At 43.5% G+C, this 16,391-nt stretch carries 12 protein-coding genes; 2 read left to right on the top strand and 10 right to left on the bottom strand.

The genetic code is table 11. The features are described 5' to 3' along the window. Positions 1–306: 306 nt before the first annotated feature. The 6 genes from SNE26_RS13340 to SNE26_RS13315 all read right to left on the bottom strand — a co-directional run bounded on the left by SNE26_RS13340 (position 307) and on the right by SNE26_RS13315 (position 7,529). Entirely contained in the window at positions 307–2,292 is a 1,986-nt protein-coding gene (locus SNE26_RS13340) for a M1 family metallopeptidase (RefSeq protein WP_321559846.1), read from the bottom strand. Between the two features lie 50 nt (positions 2,293–2,342). Next, positions 2,343–3,269, bottom strand: coding sequence for a Ppx/GppA phosphatase family protein (locus SNE26_RS13335; RefSeq protein WP_321559845.1), 927 nt, complete (start codon positions 3,267–3,269; stop codon positions 2,343–2,345). Positions 3,270–3,358: 89 nt separating this feature from the next. Next, complete coding sequence (locus SNE26_RS13330; RefSeq protein WP_321559844.1) at positions 3,359–4,612, bottom strand: ABC transporter permease; 1,254 nt, start codon at positions 4,610–4,612, stop codon at positions 3,359–3,361. Further along, positions 4,605–5,525 carry an ATP-binding cassette domain-containing protein gene (locus SNE26_RS13325; RefSeq protein ID WP_321559843.1) on the bottom strand — a complete coding sequence of 307 codons (921 nt, stop codon included), beginning with the start codon at positions 5,523–5,525 and terminating at the stop codon, positions 4,605–4,607. Before SNE26_RS13325 ends, SNE26_RS13330 begins: the two co-directional genes overlap by 8 nt. Positions 5,526–5,579: 54 nt before the next feature. Continuing rightward, positions 5,580–6,236 carry a hypothetical protein gene (locus SNE26_RS13320; protein ID WP_321559842.1) on the bottom strand — a complete coding sequence of 219 codons (657 nt, stop codon included), beginning with the start codon at positions 6,234–6,236 and terminating at the stop codon, positions 5,580–5,582. Positions 6,237–6,380: 144 nt separating this feature from the next. Beyond that, positions 6,381–7,529 (bottom strand): exo-alpha-sialidase, encoded by a 1,149-nt coding sequence (locus SNE26_RS13315; protein WP_321559841.1) that lies wholly within the window; start codon positions 7,527–7,529, stop codon positions 6,381–6,383. 182 nt (positions 7,530–7,711) lie between these two features. Between SNE26_RS13315 and SNE26_RS13310 the strand changes: the two genes are divergently transcribed. Next, positions 7,712–9,685 (top strand): S9 family peptidase, encoded by a 1,974-nt coding sequence (locus tag SNE26_RS13310; RefSeq protein WP_321559840.1) that lies wholly within the window; start codon positions 7,712–7,714, stop codon positions 9,683–9,685. Between the two features lie 17 nt (positions 9,686–9,702). Here the strand turns inward: SNE26_RS13310 and SNE26_RS13305 are convergent, their stop codons facing one another. Continuing rightward, positions 9,703–10,074 carry a hypothetical protein gene (locus SNE26_RS13305; RefSeq protein ID WP_321559839.1) on the bottom strand — a complete coding sequence of 124 codons (372 nt, stop codon included), beginning with the start codon at positions 10,072–10,074 and terminating at the stop codon, positions 9,703–9,705. 125 nt (positions 10,075–10,199) lie between these two features. Here SNE26_RS13305 and SNE26_RS13300 point away from each other — a divergent pair, with 125 nt between their 5' ends. Further along, the gene (locus SNE26_RS13300; protein WP_321559838.1) at positions 10,200–12,203 is read left to right on the top strand and encodes a S9 family peptidase; all 2,004 of its coding nucleotides are present in this window, start codon (positions 10,200–10,202) and stop codon (positions 12,201–12,203) included. Between the two features lie 79 nt (positions 12,204–12,282). Here SNE26_RS13300 and SNE26_RS13295 read toward each other — a convergent pair whose 3' ends face one another. The 3 genes from SNE26_RS13295 to yidC form a co-directional block, all read right to left on the bottom strand. Further along, on the bottom strand, positions 12,283–12,819 hold the full coding sequence (locus tag SNE26_RS13295; RefSeq protein WP_321559837.1) for a pyridoxamine 5'-phosphate oxidase family protein: 537 nt from the start codon (positions 12,817–12,819) through the stop codon (positions 12,283–12,285). A gap of 111 nt (positions 12,820–12,930) precedes the next feature. Further along, a complete protein-coding gene (locus tag SNE26_RS13290) occupies positions 12,931–14,295 on the bottom strand; it encodes an exonuclease domain-containing protein (RefSeq protein ID WP_321559836.1) in 1,365 nt (454 codons plus the stop codon). 232 nt (positions 14,296–14,527) lie between these two features. Continuing rightward, positions 14,528–16,369 (bottom strand): membrane protein insertase YidC, encoded by a 1,842-nt coding sequence (yidC, locus tag SNE26_RS13285; protein WP_321559835.1) that lies wholly within the window; start codon positions 16,367–16,369, stop codon positions 14,528–14,530. Positions 16,370–16,391 lie beyond the last annotated feature (22 nt).

Genomic DNA, 16,391 nt, shown 5'->3' with positions numbered 1-16,391 from the left:
TCAATTTGTTCAAATAAACTGAAATAGGAAATTTTAACATGAATACTTTTCAAACCAGTCGCAATTAATCTGATTATACAAATTTTTAATTGATGCTGATTGCAGGGTGGGGGAAGTGTTCAATTTTTAAAAAGCGGGTGTTCAACCTTTTTTAGTATATGAATTTAAGTGTTTGATTATCAGTGCGTATGTGTTTAGTTGGTGTTTTAGGACAAATGCAAGTGGTTGATAATCAGTGTGTGTTTGTTTTAAAAAATACACCAGGTGTTCACCATAAAAAAAAATGAACATCTGGCGTTATATGCTTTATTTAACCTTTTGGCTGTTATTACCGCGGTTAAGGTCAGGCAGGGCATTGTCGGGGTCAACGGTTACCGATTCGGCCTCCTGTGTGGTAGGCAGGGTATAGGTTATTTGTTTGTATTGCAGCCAGGTTTCAACCGGCAGGTAAAAACGTTTTTTACTGCCATCTTTAAATTTTACTTCAACGGTAAATGGCATGGGCAGTTGCTCTTTGTTTACCACGTTGATGGTAATGCCTTTTGAAGCATCCTTACCTGCATATCTGGCATCAATGAGGGCGATATCCATCAGCCAGTTATTGTAAAACCAGCCTTTCCAAAACCAGGAAAGGTCTTCGCCGGCACCATTCTCCATCGAACGGAAAAAGTCATCAGGCTGCGGGTGTTTGTAAGCCCACTGGTTAATGTAGTTTTTAAAGGCATAGTCAAACCTGTCTTTCCCTAAAATTTGTTCGCGCAGCAATACCAGGCCAAAGGCCGGCTTGTAGTAGGTAAGGGGATGACGGTATTTTTCGGGGATGGCATCGGGGGCCGTCATAATACCCGGCGATTGCGGATCAAGCAGCGAAGGGATGATCTCATCGGCAGGGTTACCGCCGCCGGGCGCATACTCACTATCGCGCTTGGGGGCGTATTCACCCTTATTGAAGGCGTCGGAAGCATATATGTCAATAAAAGTGTTGAGGCCTTCATCCATCCAGGCATAACGGCGCTCGTTTGATCCTACGATCATCGGGAACCAGTTATGGCCTATCTCATGCGCGGTTACCCAATAAAGTACGCTGCCCTTATCGGTAATGCCGTCAAACACAATACCTGGGTATTCCATACCGCCGGCAATGCCGGCCTCGTTAATAGCAACCGGGTAAGGATATACAAACCATTTTTCTGAAAAATATTCAATTGATTTTTTGAGATATTCGGTAGCGCGGCCCCAGGCATCGTTACCGTAGCTTTCGGCAGGGTAAACGCTCATTGCCAGTGATTTTTTACCGCCGGGCAGGTTCACCCTTGCCGCATCCCATATGTAAGCTTTTGATGCACCGAAGGCGACATCGCGGGTATTGAGCATTTTGAAATGCCAGGTGAGGGTACCCTTGTTAACCGGGCGGCTGGCCGGATCATTAACCTCGGCCAAATCGCGGATCATGATGGTTTTATCGCTGTTGCGGGCCTGGTCTAAGCGGGTAATTTGTTTGGCTGTCAAAACCTCTTTAGGGTTAAGCAATTCGCCCGATCCGGCTACGATCATATCCCATGGTACGGTTACCTGGTAATCGATATCGCCATAATCTAAATAAAACTCACCGCTGCCCAGGAAAGGCAGAGTATCCCAGCCGTGGCTACCGTCATAAACACACATCCGCGGAAACCATTGCGCAATTTCGTAGATCTTGCCATTTTTGGTATCGCAATAATCGGTACGGCCACCAAATGCACCGGGAATAATATAATGGTATTTGATACGCAGTTTTATAGCCCCTTTTTGCAGCGGATGTGCAAGGCGCACCTGCATGCGGGCGTCGGTAATTATATAAGGTACAGGTTTAATCACATCGCCATTATCAACTGATACTGATTCTATCTGGTAACCGCTGGTATGCTGGTCAGCGCTGGGGGTACGGTCGGTAAAAAAGTTAGAGCGGGCATCCTGTTTATAAGTATTTTGATCAAGCTGCAGCCAAAGGTAGGGTAATGCATCCGGGCTGTTGTTTACATAGTTAATCACTACTGTACCGCTGATGGTTTTGCTTACGGTATCAAGGGTGACTTTCAGGTTATAGTCGGCCCTGTTTTGCCAGTACTTTGGTCCGGGCGCACCATTGGCCGAATGGAAATAGTTACCTTTTTCGGTATAAAACATAGGCGAGAAAGCCTCGGCCGGGTTGTAGTTTGATGAAGTATCGTTAGGGTTGAGTTTCCTTTTTTGCGCCGATGCGCCAAGTGCTAAAACCGACAGTAAGCAAATGCCGATAGATCTTAATTTCATGGTATGTATTTAAGCACCCAATATACAAAGGATGGAGGCTAAAATCAGTATTATTCCAACATACCTGCCAAAACCCCTTCTTTTAATGAATTTGTACACATACTCACCTTATGAAGATCCAGCGCATGCATAATAAAGCGGGTAACTAAGGAAGCGGCTACGATCATATCAACCCGCACAGGTATGATGCCTTTATTGGCCAAACGATCTTTATGGCTTGAAAGGATGAGCTTATTGGTGATGGTTAACAATTCTTCTTCATCAAAATCATAATGCTGAACGCTCTTCAGGTCAAATGGTTTTGCTTTTTCGGTTTCTATGAGCCCGGCGAAAGTTTCAAATGAGCCGGATGAGCCAACAAGGGTATCTATTTCAATACCGGCAGTGGCAATGAACAGATCGTTCAGGGTATCCTCTAAATATAAATTCATAGCCTCGATAGATGCCGGGGGGATAGGATCGGTATGATGGAACCGGTCCATAAGGCGGGCGGCGCCAACTTCAAAGCTCTGTTTCCACAAGATCTTATCGGTGTTGCCCAAAATAAATTCCACACTGCCGCCACCAATATCCATAATGAGCGAGTTTTTGGCCGATAGGCATCCACTTAACTTTACGCCATTATAAATAAAACCGGCTTCCTGTTCTCCGTCAATGATCTCGATAGCAATGCCTGTTTGTGTTTTAACTTCTTTAATGAAATCTTTACCATTTGAGGCGCTTCGCAAGGCCGAAGTTGCTATTGCCCTAACGCCGGTAACATTATTGGCGTGGATAAGCTCATTAAAGCGTTGCATAGTATTTACACCACGCTGAAATGCTTCGGGTAAAATATATCCTTTGTTAATACCGCCCTCACCAAGTTTAACGGCTTCGGTGATATGTACAATTTCACGGTAGCTATGGATCTCACCTTCGGCAATCAATAAATGGAAGGTATTTGTGCCCAGGTCCATTACTGCAACGCGTTTACTCATACGGCTAAAATAAATAATCCCCGAAAATGTTTTCCATTCTCAGGGGATTTTATTCAGTAAATCCGAAATCGAATATCCGAAATCAAAAATTATTCTTTATAAAAGAACCACTTAGCCAGCTCTTTATAACTTGCTTTTTTGCCGTACATCAATACGCCCACACGGTAGATCCGCGCTGCAACATAGGTAGTAAATAAAAAGCCTATTACCATTAAGCTCATCGATAAAGCAACCTGCCAGGGTGGTGGATCAAACGGGATCCGTACCATCATGGCAACAGGGGCCGTAAAGGGTATCATGGAAAGCCATACCGCCAAGGGACTGTCCGGCGCACGGAATAATACCGATACCGATAAAATATAAGTGAACAGTAAGGGCATGGTAATTGGGAACATGAACTGCTGGGTTTCTGTTTCACTGTCAACTGCCGAGCCTACGGCCGCAAACAGGGCGGCGTATAAAAGATATCCGCTTAAAAAGTAAAATATAAAGCAGCCCATAATATACCCGAACGGAATGGTTTGCAATACCGCAAGCGCATTTATCATCGGACTGGTTGGAGAGTTAAGCGCGTGACCGGCTATTTTGGTGGATATTACGGATAAAATTATCCAGGCACCAAATTGGGTTAAGCCAACTAAGCCAACGCCAATGATTTTACCCAACATCAACTGAAAAGGCTTTACTGATGATATAACCACTTCGATAATGCGATTGGTTTTTTCCTCAATTACCCCGCGCATTACCTGGCCGCCGTATATAAACAGGGATATGTAAATGAGGATAGCGCAGGCGATACCAATCAAAATATTGGGGCCGATATTGGCATTCTTATCACCTTTATCAGAAATTTCAATGGCATTTAATGATATGTTAGTTCTTTTTATGCTACGCAACAAGGCTGTATCAATATGGTGCCGGATCAGGTTATTTGAAAATGCGATATCGCTCATCTGCTTTTCTATTTCTTCGGAAAGGGGGATAGAGGCTTTCTTTTTTGAAAAGATCTGCACCGAATCCTTTTGCGTATAGTTTGCAGGGATATATAAAATAGAAATGCCTTCGCTGTCCTTTAATAACTGCTTTGATGATTTAAGATCAGTGAGGGCATACGTGAACTTTACGTTAGTTACGTCGTGGAACTTATTGGCAAAATCTCCGCTTTTATCAATCACGTTCACTGTTTGCAAGGAAGATAATTTATCGCTGTCTTTAGCTACCATGGTAACAACGAATCCCATAGCCAGGATCAGCAGCGGTACTACGAATATCATGATGATAAATGATTTTTTTCGTACACGGGTAAGGTACTCGCGCTGTATGATGAGTAATACTTTATTCATGGCCGGTGGAATTTAGGTTTACTTTTTCTATGAAGATTTCGTGCATGCTGGGGATAACCTCCTGCAACATATTTACCCGCGCTTTAGGAATTAAGTATTGCAGTACATCATTGGAGTTATGCCCCTCCCTTAGTTTTATTTTGATGTTGTGATTGTCCTCATCGGCAATAAGTTCGCTCATTATTTCAAAGGGCTGGCTGCCATCAAATGCTATACGTTCGCCGGCATACTCAATAAGGTAGGTTTCGTTACGGTACGAGTTGCGGATGTGTTTAACCTTGCCATCCAGGATCTTGTGCGATTTATGGATGAGGGCAATGGCGTCGCAAAGCTCCTCAACCGATTCCATGCGATGGGTAGAGAACAGGATGGTTGCGCCTTTTTCGTTTAGTTTCAGGATCTCGTCTTTAATCTGTTCGGCGTTTACCGGGTCGAACCCGCTGAAAGGTTCGTCCAAAATGATCAGGTCGGGCTCGTGCAGTACTGTTGCCACAAACTGCGCTTTTTGCTGCATGCCTTTTGAAAGCTCTTCTATTTTCTTTTTCCACCAGGTTTCCATCCCCAGTTTCTCAAACCAAAATTTAAGGCGTTTTTGTGCTTCAGCCCGGCTTAACCCTTTCAAACGAGCCAGGTAGATCATCTGCTCTCCAATCTCCATCTTTTTGTACAGACCGCGCTCTTCGGGCAGGTAACCGATACGTTCGATGTGGGATTGGTTAAGTTTTTCGCCGTTAAAATAGATCTCCCCAGAGTCGGGAGCAGTAATTTGGTTAACTATACGGATAAGCGATGTTTTACCGGCACCGTTAGGGCCAAGCAGGCCAAAAATCTGCCCGCTTTCAACTTCCAAACTTACATCACTGAGTGCACGGTGACCGGCGTATTGTTTAACAATATTGCGGATGCTTAGCATTTATTAAGGTTTATGTATCTGTTTTGCTTGTTAGATGAAGTTAAGCAACAAAAGTTACAGCTCCGGTTTATCATATGGTTGGTCGGGGTTATCCATTTCATAGAACGGCTTTTGCCATTGCTGATTATTGATAACATTTAACGCGGTTACTGCTATGTAAATTCCTGTAGCAGGGACTATCAGATATATAAGCCCGAGATAGCGGATGTAAAGAATATAACTGGAATTTCCAATGAATGTAAATACTATCGGTACAACTATGTAAAATACCAGGATAAATAGCTCGCCCAGGGCAAAAAGCCGTAGCGGCAGTCTGAATTCGGTAGGGCGTAGCAAAAAAGTCATGATCACGAGGCAAATTACCATCAGGAAATTGATAGCACCGCTAACCTGGTAAAAGATGATTAATGATTGTACATTGATTTGAAAAATGCTGATAGCCGCACTAACTAAGCCCCATACCGCACTATAGATCGCGTAAATGATAAATGCGTTCACTATAAAAGGTTTTTCATTGGTGTATTTTAAAATACCTATCACAAATATCATCAGCCACGCAAAGCAAATGACGGGAATAAATGAAAATAAATGCCTGACACTTTCCGGAACTGTAAATGAAATGGTTTGCATAGCATGTATTAATAATAATACCAAAGCACTTATAACTGATGTAGCAATGGTAAGATAGGCAGTATCACGGGTTGGTTTCATGAGCAGGGCAGGTTTAAATTTAAAGTAAACGGCATAAATAATTAGCCTAACCGGTAATCAGGCATGGCTGTTTATTGAAATAAAAAAACGGCGTAATTGTTTCGCTACAAAATACGTTGTTTATTTAATATGTAGCCTGTGAGTTTATTTTAGTTGTTTTAAACTGAACCTTAAGGTTTCAATAGCTTCCTTTTGCCTTGAAATGATTACGTACATATAGCCATTATAAATAATGGTATGCGGATACCCATATTGCCCGCCTTTCCACAAACCTTCTTTTTTAAGATGATAAAGTTCACTGGCTATGATATAGTTTTTGTCGAATGATTTGCCATCTTCTGATAAGGAGAGCACGAGCGGATTACGGTCGTAATGGTGCAGAGTATCAGGTATGCCAACATAATAAAAGCGTTTATCCGGCAGGCGGCCAAAGTGGAATTTGCTATCGTTATCCGAAAATGGTGCCTCTGCAGGCCGCGACCAGTTTTTGCCGTTATTCTTGCTTTCGGTGAGCCACAAATGGCCTTTCCAACCCTTTCCGGTTACCCTTAAAAGCATGTGTAAGATGTTGTCGTCGGTTTGAAAAAATGAACCTTCACAAAGTGGCGGCAAGCCAAGCTTAGCTGCCGGCGCATAAAAAGCCGATGAATTATCCTGTGTATACAATGAGTCGGGGTAGAAGCTGCTTAAATTCCAACCTGAAATACCGGCGGGATCATCGGTATAGGGGAATAAAAAGTTGCCGCTGATAATGAGCCGCCCGCTTTTGGTAGCCTCCGGGCCATGATTGGGGATCAATGGTACGTGCATATCTATCGCTCCACTCCAATGTGTGCCATCCGTACTGGTTTTGGCCCAAAGGTGAGTATTTTGGCGGTGTTTGGTGTACTCGCCATAATAGGCAACCAGGGTGCCTTTGTATTGGTATAAGCCCGCCGCGGTAAGTACAGTGAGGGTGTCATTAACTTTACCTGGTGACGCCAGCACCGCCGGTGCCGACCAATGCTTAAAATCCTTCGATATAGAATAAACTACACGCTGGCCCGGCGAATCTTCATCGATAAGCCCGTTGCTCCATATCGCTATAAACTTATCTTTAAAATGGATAATAGAAGGGTGGTGGTTATATAGCCATTCTTTATCCGGCGAGTAAATCATTGATCGTTCAATGTTTAGTTTAGGAACGCCGGCTTCGGTTTGATAGTTATTGCGAATAGATGAGGTTTGGGCGTAAATATCGGGAACGGATAAGAAAAGGAAGATAATTAATAGGAGCTTGAATTTTGCAGACATGACTCTAATTAACATAAATTATCCGGTAAGTGAAAATGGAGTTGAGGTGCCCGCGTTTGTTTGTTCAGAAAATCATCGGCATTAATATGCCAAACTTTTGTAATAAAATCATGGCAATCCCTTTTATTCCAAAAATCAAGGTTCTTTTACTAAATTACAGGCTCTATCAAAATACATCATTTATGAAGCGAGCCTTATTCCTTATACTCACGCTTTCTACTGCCTTTAATGTATCTGCCCAACAAAAAAAACCTTTAAAACCTGCTGATGTTTACCGGATCCCAACGGTAAGCGATCCGCAATTATCGCCCGATGGCAAGTGGGTGGCTTATAGTGTATCGGAAGTTGATACCGCAAAAGACCGTCGCGTATCACACCTGTGGATGCAGAGTTTTGATGGTAAAGAGTCCATCGAGCTGACCCATGGTGAGGAGGCTGCTTCATCGCCGCGTTGGAGCCCGGATGGTAAGTATTTATCATTCCTTTCCTCGCGCGATTCAAAAACAGGCTCACAGGTTTGGCTCATCGATCGCCGTGGTGGCGAGGGGGTAAAACTGACCAACATTAAAGGCGATCTGAGCGATTATGCCTGGAGCCCTGACGGCAAACGTTTAGTAATGGTGATAGGCGACCCAGAAAACAAAGGTAAGGAAGAACCAAAAACCCCCAAGCCTATAGTTATTGACCGTTATCATTTTAAACAGGATATCGTGGGGTACCTTCAGCACCTGCATAACCACCTGTATTTAATTGATATAACCACAAAAAAGCTGGATACATTAACCAGGGGCGAAAAAGATGAAAGCTCACCGGTTTGGTCGCCGGATAGTAAGACAATTGCTTTTGTAAGTAACCGCAGCGCCGATCCCGATAAAAATCAGAATACTGATATTTTTACTATCGATGCCAGGCCGGGCGCCAGTATGCTGCAGCTAACCACCTGGAAGGGGAGGGACGGTAACCCGCAATGGAGCCCCGATGGCAGGTATATCTCCTACCTGCGCTCAACCAGCGACGCTGATTATATGATGTATGATCAAAATGTGGTTTGCATAATGGATGTTGTAGGGCAAAATAATAAACCGCTCACCTTGCAACTTGACCGTCCCGCAGGCTCGCAAACCTGGGCTAAAGACAGCAAAAACATCGTATTTATAGTAACTGACGACCGTACCCGCTATTTGGCCAATATCAATATCAACAGCGGAAAGATCACAATAATAAATAAGGGTGATTATGTTTTTAACGATATAAACACCAATCTTTCGGGCAACTGGATAGTGCAAAAGACAGACCCATACACGCCCGCCGAATTATTTGCCCTGGAAGATAAAAAGCTGCGCCGCCTCACTTTTCATCATGAGAAGTGGTTAAACACCGTACAATTGGCTTATGTCAAAGGTTTTGAATCAACCAGTGTTGATGGTACCAGGGTATCGGGTATTATTTTAACGCCGGATAGTGTTCCTAATAAAAAATATCCGTTGATCCTGTTTATTCATGGCGGCCCGGTGGGGCAGGATGAATTTGTTTTTGACGCTACAAGGCAAACGCTGGCGGCTGCCGGTTATGCTGTAGCGGCGGTAAACTACAGGGGCAGCAATGGCCGCGGGCTGGATTATTGTAAAGCCATTTATGCCGATTGGGGCAATAAGGAAGTAAAGGATTTGCTTGGCGCAGTCGATCAGCTTGAAAAATTAGGCATTGCAGATCCTGATAAGCTGGGCATAGGCGGCTGGAGCTACGGCGGTATCCTTACCGATTATACTATAGCCTCCGACACCCGCTTTAAAGCTGCCGCCAGCGGGGCGGGTAGTGCGCTGCAGCTTTCTGTTTACGGCAGCGATCAGTATGTGTTACAGTACGAAAACGAAATAGGCGTGCCCTGGAAAAATGCTGATAAGTGGATCCAGATCTCGTATCCGTTTTTCCATGCCGATAAAATAAAAACCCCGGTGCTATTTATGTCCGGCTTGAAAGACTTTAACGTGCCAACCATCGGCAGCGAGCAGATGTATGAAGCGTTACGTACACAAGGTATCCCAACCGAACTGATATTATATCCTAATCAGTTCCATGGCCTTACAAAACCAAGCTACCAGGTTGACAGGCTGCAACGCTATGTGGATTGGTATGATAAGTATTTAAAAAAATAGGCAGAAGGGCAAGTCGCTCAAGAGTTCATGGATTGTATTGACCTCATAAATTTTACGTCTGAGATGATTTGATCCTTAGCTTCCGGTGATAATTCATTAAGTTCAGTTTCATCAACCAGTGTTTGGAGTATTTGATTTGCCAAAATGGTAAGAAAATGTGATCCTGTAAAGCGATCATACATCCGGCCTATTTGCTTGTCAAAATCGCGAACTTCATTGAATAATTTATAGTACTGGTCTTGCGGTGTATCGGAACTCTTTTTTAACTCCTGAATAAGCTGATCGAAATGTTGCATCCCTCGTTTAAAGTCTTCGGCGATGTCCTTATCAATTAGTGCCCTAACTATCTTTTTGTCCTTCTTGCTAAGTTCCTGATATGAGTTGTGCATGAGGGTGGTTTTAATGGGTAATACAAAAAAATTGAGCGTTGCTTGTTCAAAACAATGCAATAATAAAAACCTTGTAATAATATTAGGTAGTTTAATTAGTAATTTTCCGGTCAATTGCACTTCCTATGCATAAAAATGTACTTTTAATTACAGCGATTTTAATATTTAACATTGCTTCTGCCCAAACCACCAAAAAGCCGCTCAAGCCTGCCGATCTGTATAAACAGCCAACGCTGATGGCGCCACAGCTTTCTCCGGATGGTAAATGGATAGTTTATGAATTATCAGAAGTGGATACAGCTAAGGATAAGCGTGTGTCGCACTTGTGGATGCAAAGTTTCGACGGCAAACAATCCATTCAGCTTACTTATGGCGATGAGCCGGCATCCACTCCGAAATGGACCCCTGATGGTAAGTTTATCTCTTATCTGTCCGAAAAAGATTCAAAAAATGGCGGGCAGGTTTGGCTGATGGACAGGCGCGGTGGCGAGGGGCATAAGCTCACTGATATTAAAGGTGAGCTTGAAGAGTATGTTTGGTCGCCGGATAGCAAAAGGCTGGCATTTATCATTAAAGATCCTGAAAATAGAGGAAAGGAAGCCCCTAAAACCACGCCTCCTATAAAAATAGACCGTTACCATTTTAAGCAGGATATTGAAGGATATCTGCAGCACCTGCATTCGCATTTGTACCTGTATGATGTGGCCGCAAAAAAGTTGGATACCCTAACCAGCGGTATTATGGACGATAGTTCGCCGCAGTGGAGCCCCGACGGAAAAACGATTGCTTACGTAAGTAATCATACAGCCGATCCGGATCGGAATGAGAATACAGACATCTTTACGATAGAAGCTAAGCCCGGTGCTGAGTCACAACAGCTTACCACTTTTACCGGCCATGATATTAATCCCCTCTGGAGTCCTGATGGAAAGCGCATAGCCTACCTCCGGTCAACAAGCGATGCTGATTACTTTATTTATCAGCACGATATCTTATGCCTGATGGATGCCGACGGTAAAAATAACCGCCTGTTAACGGATCAACTTGACAGACCAGTCAGCAATATAGCCTGGAGCCGGGACAGCAAAGACCTGGAATACCTGGTACACAGCGACCGAATCCGTTACATCAACAGATATAACCTGCTTACCCGTAAATCGGTATTAGTGTATAAAGGGAACCAATGCAGTTTTGCTGATATTATCGGGCATTCATTGGGAGTATGGGTAGGGAAGATGACTACACCCTATATGCCGCATGAGCTGGTTGCAATTGAAAATGGGAAAATCCGCCGTTTAACTTTTCACCAGGAAAAATGGCTGAGCGAAGTTAAGCTGGCCTATGTGAAAGGCTTCCAGTCGTTTAGCAGCGATGGTACACTGGTTTCGGGTATACTTTATACGCCCGATAGTGTGGTCACTAAGAAAATGCCTTTCATTCTTTACATTCACGGCGGTCCTACCGATCAGGATGAGTTTGAGTTTGATGACATCAGGCAAACGCTGGCCTGTGCCGGTTATGCCGTAGCAGCGGTAAACTATCGCGGCAGCACCGGGCGGGGGATTGAATATACCAAAGCTATTTATGCCGATTGGGGGAATAAGGAAGTAAAGGATTTGCTTGGAGCTGTGGATGAGCTGGTTAAACTTGGCATAGCCGATAAAGACCGCCTCGGTATTGGTGGCTGGAGTTACGGGGGCATCCTTACCGATTATACTATAGCTACCGATACCCGTTTTAAAGCAGCATCAAGCGGGGCAGGCAGTGCGTTACAGTTAGCCATCTATGGATCGGATCAATGGGTAATGCAGTATGACAATGAACTTGGTGCGCCATGGAAAAATGCTGATAAATATATCAAGCTCTCGTACCCGTTTTTTCATGCCGATAAGATAAAAACGCCTACCCAGTTCATGTCTGGTTTAAAAGATTTTAACGTGCCAACAGGCGGGGGCGAACAAATGTATGAAGCGCTGAGATCGCAGGGTGTACCAACACAACTGGTACTTTATCCCGGCCAGTATCATGGCATTACCATACCAAGTTACCAGGTTGACAGGCTGCAGCGCTATATCGATTGGTTTGATAAATATTTGGCCCCCCAGCCCCCTAAAGCAGGAGCTTTTTGATTAGCAAAACATAAGGGCTTGAGTTTTATTACCCAAGCCCTTTTTTATTCTGTCGATTTAATAATCTGAAACCCCGATCTCAGACAACAAGCTTTCCCTCAACCGAATCATCAATAGTTTTGCCGATAGCTGCACCGGCAAGCCGTTTTACAAAGGCGATGGCATTGCCATGTTTATTGTCCCAGTAATAACCTTCGGTTGGTTCAACTTTAATAATGCTGATGCGCGGATCGTCAATACCTTCGGTAAACCACACTTTGAGTGTAGGTTCCCATAGTTCTTTGATCTTTTCTTTATCTTCAGTAATGGTGGCTATTCCATAAAGGTTTAAAAAGTCAGAATATCCGGAACCCTGGAAAAGCAAGTGGACAAAGGGATCTTTAACTAACTCATCATTTTTGTGGCTATCGTTGGCACTCAGAAACCAAAAATTACCCTCATCGTCAATTTTCTGCGCTGACATCGGCCTTACCGAAGCAGGTACGCCTGTTTTAAGACTGCTCACAAAGAAGCAGCTTTTTGCACTTTCGGCAAGTTCTTTGATTTTGGCCAAGGCTTCAGGTCCATTCAGGTCCTTCATATTATCCTCAGGCTGTTGTTGATTGATGCTATCCATTGTTTCAAGTTTTTTTGGTAAGTGTTATAGGGTTAACCAATCAAAAACTCAATTGTGTGGGTTTATTTAACTTAATAGATAATTATTTAGTTATAAGTTTTTGTGAGGGGCCTATCCAAACACCACCATTCTGTCCGGATATTTAGATGCGTAGGTAGCTACAATATTTTTGATATAATCATTTCCCGGGTAGGGTGTGAGATAGCTTTTGAGTTGCTGCACGTTATCGGCATCAAAATAATGGGAGATATAGCCCATACCATAAAACTGGCCTTTCTCAACCAAAATACAGCTATGTTCATCGCCGGTACGGCCTTCATCCCTGATGGCGTAAGTGGGTAAAGCCTGTTTAAGCTGATCAATGGCATTGTTGACCTTTTCATTATAGCTGTCGGGAGGTTCAATCCCCTCGCAGGCGCAACTACTTCCGGCTGCGCTGATGCATGGCTCATTGTTTTTTTGTATAAAGCAAAGCTTAGGGCACAGGTCAAATGCTTCTATCAGTTTGTTGAGCAGGTTATACCCGTCAAGCAGGGAGTTGCAGGTATATATCGGGTCGCTGTATTTGCGGTATTTATCAACTGCCAAACGAATGTACCCGCGCTGATCTTCAAAAGCGTAAAGGCAGAAAGCGTTTTCAAAGCGTTTTAATGAACGGTTATATTTTGGCCACAGGCGTTTGATCTCGATGGCTTCCAATACAAAAGCGATAAGTTCAGTACCGCAAACCTGGTAGCTTACCTGGTGAATGTTACGCAAAAACTCCTGGCGTTGCAATCCCGGATTATTACCTGTAAAATGACTGCTTACCCGTTTTTTAAGGTTTTTAGCTTTACCTACGTATATTACTTTCCCTTTTTGATCATGAAAGTAATATACGCCCGGTGTGTAAGGTAGCTGGTCCACATCCTTTTTAGGAAGATTGGGCGGCAATACCTGGTCTTTTGAGCCCTGCTTAAGGGATTGTTTGATATGGTTATCCGTATCGCTGTTCAGCAACAGGGTAAACAGTTCGGCAGTAGCTTCGGCATCGCCCATAGCTCTGTGGCGGCTTTGGTTATCTATGCCCAGATGTTTGCATAGCCGGCCCAGGCTGTATGAGGGTAATCCCGGTAATATTTTACGACCGAGCCTTACGGTACAAAGCTTATTGGTTTGCAGATCATACCCGGCAGCAGCGAGATGGTACCTTACAAAAGAAAAATCAAAGTTTACATTGTGGGCAACAAAGATCTTGCCGTGGATGAGGTGATAAATGTCTGCTGCCACATCCTCAAAAGGAGGGGCTTCCCTTACCATCTCATTGGTAATACCGGTTAAGGCGCTGATGTAGATAGGGATTTCACGCTGCGGGTTTACAAGCGTTTCAAATCGTTTCACTATTTTTTTACCATCGTGTATGCATATGGCTATTTCAGTAATACCATTAGCGCTGGCATGCCCCCCTGTGGTTTCTATATCGACAATTGCATACATGATATTTCAAATGTAATACAATTTTGCTAATTATATTAGTTCTTTTTGAAAAAGTCCGCAGTCGGGAAGTTCGAATGTCGGGAATAGTTTGTAAGGTTTGATGCATGCAAAAAGCCCCTGAGAAGAGAAACTTTCTCAGGGGCTTTAAAATGTCTTTCGGACTTCGGACAGCGGACTTCCAGACTCAAAAATATCTTCCGGACTTTCCGACAGCGGACTTCTGACTAAAAAATTACGGCTTCTTCTTAGCCTGGATTTGCTGTTGCTGGCGCATCATCTCTTCCATTTTGGCGCCAAAGCCTGATTTTTTCTTCTTGGTATCTTCAGGTTTCTTTTTGTTTTCCTGGATCTGGGCATGGATCTTTTTATCATCAACCATGAATTTGATCAGGTATTGCTGTAAAAAGGTGAACATGTTGGCTAAGAAGTAATAATAGTTCAAACCGGCAGGGTAGCTGTTAAGCGTAAACAGGAACACCAGCGGGGTGATGTAACCAATATATTTCATTTGCCCGGTAGCACCCGAGATCTGGTTGTTGAAATAAGTATAAATCAACGTTGAAATGGTCATCAGTAAACACATTAAGCTAATGTGGTTAACGCCGCCGAGGAAAGCTATCGGAGCAAATTTGATAACTGAATCATAAGTTGAAAGGTCATGCATCCACAGGAAGCTTTCGCCCCTTAGCTCAAATAAACTTGGGAAAAAGCGGAAGAACGCGATAACTATAGGCATCTGGATCAGCAATGGTAAACAGCCGCCCAATGGGTTAACACCTGCTTTTTTATACAGCTTAAGGTATTCCTGTTGTAGCAATGTAGGGTTATCCTCACCAACTTTAGCTTTGATCTCATCCATTTCGGGCTTCAGCACACGCATTTTAGCCATTGAAAGGTATGATTTGTAAGTAAGTGGCGATAACACCAGCTTAAGCAATACAGTCAATACCAGGATGATCAAACCATAGTTCCAATTAAACTTGTTAAGGAAGTTAAATACCGGCAATACCGCGAAACGGTTGATGTATTTTAACGGTCCCCAGCCAAGGTTAACCAGTTTATCAAGGTCGTGGCCCTGGTCTTTAAGGGTGTTAAAACGGTTAGGGCCGAAGTAAAACTCCAAAGGTAAAGAACCATCGGCGCCGCGGGTAAGCGACAGGTCGGCTTTCATTTGTTTTACATCGGTGGTATCGTTAAAATCTGTAGCAACGGCAATATCTGTTTTGGTAATGCCGCCTTTAGCAATCAGTACGTTTGAAAAGAAATGTTGTTTGAAAGCAACCCAGGCCATTTTTTTATCGCTGATGCTTTTCTGATCGTCTTTGCCTTCGCTTAGGTAATCAGCATCACCATCGGTATTGTAATAGTATACCGTTGAATACTGGCGCTCCATTTTGATGTCTTTTTCCTGTTTGTGCAGGCTGGTGGCCCAGTTAAGGTTAATGGTGCTGCTATTGGCAATAACGCCGTCAAGACCGGTAGGCTTGATGGTTAGCCCAAGTTTAAAACCATCACCTTTTAAGCTGTACACATAATCAATGTACTGGGTAGGGCTATAGCTTAAACGCATGGTAACCGAACCGGAATCTTTTTCGGCTATGTTAAGCTCCTTTACACTTGGGGTAAAATAGTAATTGTTGGTATTGATATTGGCAACCCCGGCAGCAAACTTTAACCCAAACTGGTTATTGTCGCCGCTGAAAAGCACTAAAGGCTTTTTATCAAAAGTTTTATAATTCTTTAACTCAACAGAAGCTACCTTGCCTCCATGGGTGCTTAATTTAATAAGCAATTCTTTATTACCGATGGTAACAAACTCTTCTTTACCAACTGATGCGGCGCCAAAAGGCATTTTTAACAAAGCCGAATCAACTTTGGCTGTTTTGGCGGTATCAAACTTAGCTGTGGTTTTAGCAGCAGCGGCAGCTACAGCGGCACCCGCTTTTTTCAGCGAATCCTGGTGCTGTACCTCGCGCTCTTTTTTAAGGTCGGCTTCCGATGGCTTTAAAAAGTATATCGAGCCGGCAATGATCGCCATGATCAGGAATAATCCTGTAAACGTATTTTTATCCATTATCTAATTATCGTACAATTAC

The organism is Mucilaginibacter sp. cycad4, assembly GCF_034263275.1.
Classification (GTDB): Bacteria; Bacteroidota; Bacteroidia; order Sphingobacteriales; family Sphingobacteriaceae; genus Mucilaginibacter.
This window is presented reverse-complemented; position numbering and strand designations above follow the sequence as displayed.

Excerpts from the sequence above, each read along its gene's own strand:
- SNE26_RS13340 (WP_321559846.1), bottom strand. The coding sequence starts at position 2,292 with ATGAAATTAAGATCTATCGGCATTTGCTTACTGTCGGTTTTAGCACTT.
- SNE26_RS13335 (WP_321559845.1), bottom strand. The coding sequence starts at position 3,269 with ATGAGTAAACGCGTTGCAGTAATGGACCTGGGCACAAATACCTTCCAT.
- SNE26_RS13330 (WP_321559844.1), bottom strand. The coding sequence starts at position 4,612 with ATGAATAAAGTATTACTCATCATACAGCGCGAGTACCTTACCCGTGTA.
- SNE26_RS13325 (WP_321559843.1), bottom strand. The coding sequence starts at position 5,525 with ATGCTAAGCATCCGCAATATTGTTAAACAATACGCCGGTCACCGTGCA.
- SNE26_RS13320 (WP_321559842.1), bottom strand. The coding sequence starts at position 6,236 with ATGAAACCAACCCGTGATACTGCCTATCTTACCATTGCTACATCAGTT.
- SNE26_RS13315 (WP_321559841.1), bottom strand. The coding sequence starts at position 7,529 with ATGTCTGCAAAATTCAAGCTCCTATTAATTATCTTCCTTTTCTTATCC.
- SNE26_RS13310 (WP_321559840.1), top strand. The coding sequence starts at position 7,712 with ATGAAGCGAGCCTTATTCCTTATACTCACGCTTTCTACTGCCTTTAAT.
- SNE26_RS13305 (WP_321559839.1), bottom strand. The coding sequence starts at position 10,074 with ATGCACAACTCATATCAGGAACTTAGCAAGAAGGACAAAAAGATAGTT.
- SNE26_RS13300 (WP_321559838.1), top strand. The coding sequence starts at position 10,200 with ATGCATAAAAATGTACTTTTAATTACAGCGATTTTAATATTTAACATT.
- SNE26_RS13295 (WP_321559837.1), bottom strand. The coding sequence starts at position 12,819 with ATGGATAGCATCAATCAACAACAGCCTGAGGATAATATGAAGGACCTG.
- SNE26_RS13290 (WP_321559836.1), bottom strand. The coding sequence starts at position 14,295 with ATGTATGCAATTGTCGATATAGAAACCACAGGGGGGCATGCCAGCGCT.
- yidC (WP_321559835.1), bottom strand. The coding sequence starts at position 16,369 with ATGGATAAAAATACGTTTACAGGATTATTCCTGATCATGGCGATCATT.